General features: G+C 66.8%; 3 protein-coding genes and 1 pseudogene. All 4 read right to left on the minus strand.

What is annotated here, in order from left to right:
• Positions 1–258 (minus strand): DNA repair ATPase (locus AB4Y84_RS16975; protein ID WP_442250500.1); only part of this gene is annotated, 258 nt, incomplete at its 3' end.
• A gap of 82 nt (positions 259–340) precedes the next feature.
• A complete protein-coding gene (locus AB4Y84_RS16980) occupies positions 341–2359 on the minus strand; it encodes a hypothetical protein (RefSeq protein ID WP_025876158.1) in 2019 nt (672 codons plus the stop codon).
• Positions 2356–3030 carry a hypothetical protein gene (locus tag AB4Y84_RS16985; protein WP_442250501.1) on the minus strand — a complete coding sequence of 225 codons (675 nt, stop codon included), beginning with the start codon at positions 3028–3030 and terminating at the stop codon, positions 2356–2358. Before AB4Y84_RS16985 ends, AB4Y84_RS16980 begins: the two co-directional genes overlap by 4 nt.
• A gap of 168 nt (positions 3031–3198) precedes the next feature.
• Positions 3199–3320 (minus strand): annotated as a pseudogene (locus AB4Y84_RS16990) (N-(5'-phosphoribosyl)anthranilate isomerase); the annotation flags it as partial.

A 3320-nucleotide genomic window follows, 5' to 3' on the forward strand; every position in this document is an offset into this window, starting at 1 on the left:
GACCTGGACGATGTCGCGGCCGACACAGTTGTTCTCGCTGCGGATGCGGAAGCGGCCGACCACCTCCAGGCGGCTGTCGCCGAACTCGGCCAGGCGCTGGCGGTTCAGCTGCTCGGCAACGGCCTGCAGGCGCTGGCCCTGTTCGCCGAGACGGCGCCGCAGGACTTCATAGGCGCCGCCCTGGGCTACGGCCTGGTCGACGGTATCGCCGGCAGCCTCTGGTGCGGCGGACTCGGTGGACGCTTTGGTTTCGGACATCAGCAGGGTTCCGGCTCACGGACGGCCGGCCGTCGATGCGGCCGGCACGGGTGGGCGATGGCGATGGCCATCGCCGGGTGGATCAGCGCGCGCTGTCGACCACGACAGTCGCCGCGACGGGCACGGTCTCTGCGTCCTCGGCGATCTGCCGCGGTGCATTGTCGGCCACGTTGACGCCCAGGTAGCGCTGCATCAGGTCCTGCACGATCGGGCTTTTGCCGGCGAAGCCTTCGATCGACTTGCCCAGCGAAACCGCCTTGATCAGGTTCTCGAACATGCCGCCGTCGCCGCCAACCAGGTCGATGTCGGCGTTGCGCAGCGCGCTGGCGATGACGCCGGCGTTCTCGCGCGAGACTTCCTTGCCGGCTTCGATCGAGGCCAGCGCCTGCTTCAGGCTGTTGTCCAGCATCATGCGGAATTCTTCATGGCCGCGCGCCTGGTCRCTCAGCGAGGCGATGGCCTCGAACTTGCGGACCAGGCCCTCGGCCTCGGCCAGCAGCTTCTTCTGCACCACGCCGGCTTCGGCGTTGCCCAGCGATTCGGTGGCGGTGGCGCGGGCCAGGCCCATCTTCTCCTCGCCCTGTGCCTGTGCCTGCAGCGTCTCGGCCAGCACGCGCGCCTCGTTGCTGCCCTGCTTCAGGTTCGCTTCGGCCTTGGCTTCGATCACGCGCGCCTCGGCGATGCCGACCTTCTCGATGGCCAGCGCCGAGGCTTCGCGCACCTGCGCTTCGGCCAGGCCGGGTGCGGCCTGCTCGGCGCGGAAGGCGTCGGCCAGCAGGCGCTTGGCCTCGGCCTGCTTGCCGGCGGCTTCGTGCTCGGCCTGCGCCAGCGTGGTCAGCTCCACCGCGCGATGCTTGGAGGCGGTCTCGCGGGCCTGGGCTTCCTTCACTTCGCGCACCAGCGATTCCTGCGCCTTCGCCTCGGCTTCCAGGATCAACACCTGCTTCTGGCGGTCGGCCTCGGAGACTTCGCGCACTTCCTTGATGCGCTCTTCTTCCTGCGCCACGGTCTTGTCGATGGAGATGCGTTCCCGGGTGATGTTGGCCACGTCCATCTTGCCCTGCTCGACCACCTTGTCGCGCTCCACGCCCTGCAGCTGCACTTCGCGGTCGGTGGTGACCTGCTCCAGCTGCCGTGCGCGCTCGACGCGCTCGGCCTCGATGGCCACGGCGCGCTGGCGGTTCTGCTCGGCCACTTCAACTTCGCGCATGCGGTTCTGCTCGCGGATGTCGATCACCTGCTGCGCTTCGATGCGGGCGTTCTCGGACAACTGGCGCTGCTCTTCCTGCACCTTGGCGGTCTCGGCTTCCTCGCGCGCACGGATGGTCTCGATCTCGCGCTTCTGCCGCGCCTCGGCCTCGGCCTGCTGCCGTTCAAGCGCCAGCAACGCTTCGCGGGCTTCGACGTTCTTCTTGGTGATGGCCAGCTTCTCGTTCTGCTCCAGCTCGTTGGTCACCACGTTCTGCGCAGCGGTCAGCTCGGTGATCTTGCGGATGCCCTGCGCATCGAGGATGTTGAACTGGTCCAGCAGCGACTTCGGGGTCTGCTCCAGGTAGTCGATGGCCACGTCTTCCAGCACATACCCATTGAGGTCGTTGCCGATCACCGCGATGATCTCGTCGCGGAATTCCTGGCGCTTCTCGAACAGCTCGGTGAAATCGAACTTCTTGCCGACCGTCTTCAGTGCTTCGGAGAACTTGGCGTTGAACAGCTCATCGACGGCATGCTTGTCCGACGCGCGGTCGGCGCCGATCGCCTTGGCCACGCGCAGTACGTCGGCCTGGGTCTCGTTGACGCGCAGGTAGAACGCCACGGCGATGTCGGCGCGCATGTTGTCGCGGCAGATCAGGCCTTCCTTGCCGCGGCGGTCGATCTGCAGGGTGATCAGGCTGATCCGCATCAGCTCGGCGCGGTACAGCACGGGAATGATCAGCGCGCCGGTGAAATGCACTTTCGGGGTGGAACTCATGTCGTTGACGATCAGGGCCACGCCCTGGTCGACCTTGCGGTAGAACGCCTTGAACAGGCCCGCCACGCCGAGCAGGAGGGCGAGGACGCCGCCCACGATGATCAGGAAGGGGAGCACGGATGCCAACGTCATTGATGTTTCTCCTTGTTGCCCGGAAGCAGGTTGTCCTGGAAGTCGAGGGCGACCGCGTCGGCGCGGACCACCCGGTAATGGTGTTGTGCAGCCACGTGCTCGACCAGCACGATGCGCTCGCCGCGCTGCAGTTCGATGTCGCTGCGGATCTGCAGGACCAGGCCGGCACCGCCGTCATCGACGGTGGCATGGCCACTGCGTGCGTCGACCTTCGGCGAAGCGAYCACGCCGACCCGGCCCAGCAGCGAGGCCTGCGGCACCGGGCGCAGGCGCAGCAGGAAGCGGCGGATGGGACGCAGCAGCAGCGCGGTGACCGGCACGGCCGGCAGGGGTGCGAGCACCGCCACGACGGTGCCCAATGACCAGCGCAGCAGGTCGGGCAACGGCAGCAGCAGGTACAGATGGATGAAGTAGGTGAGGGTCCAGGCGAACAGGCTCAGCAGCGTCACCACCACCATGAGCGGCACGCCGCCCAGGCCCCAGCGCGCCAGCAGCGCTGACAGGCCACTGAGATGGGCATCGCCTTCAAGGGCGCCATCGGCACCGGCCTCGCCGAAACCGTCATCGACCAGGCCAAAGGCGGCAATCCCCCAATACAGAACCGCCACCGCCAGCGCGACGCTGTACGGGAGGGTCGGATAACCGAGCACGACGGTTAGGAATTCCTGCATTGCTTGCCTTCCTGGGCGGGGGCGCCAAGCGCCCGTTCGGAGCACGCCACCAGCGGCTCCGTCGATCCTCGTGCAGGCCCTCATGGCCAGCACGCTTGGGATCATCCTATGTGAAGAGGGTGTGCAGGCTCAAATGTGAAGACCGGACACCTCGGAAGTGACCGTGTCTCAATCCAGCACGGCGCAATCGGAGCGCCGGACTTCTTCCACGAACGTGCGCATCTTGTAGCCATCCTTGATGCCCGGCTCCAGTTCGATGCCACTGGAGACATCCACGCCCCACGGCCGCC

This window comes from Stenotrophomonas sp. 2YAF22 (genome assembly GCF_052114665.1).
Lineage (GTDB): Bacteria > Pseudomonadota > Gammaproteobacteria > Xanthomonadales > Xanthomonadaceae > Stenotrophomonas > Stenotrophomonas indicatrix.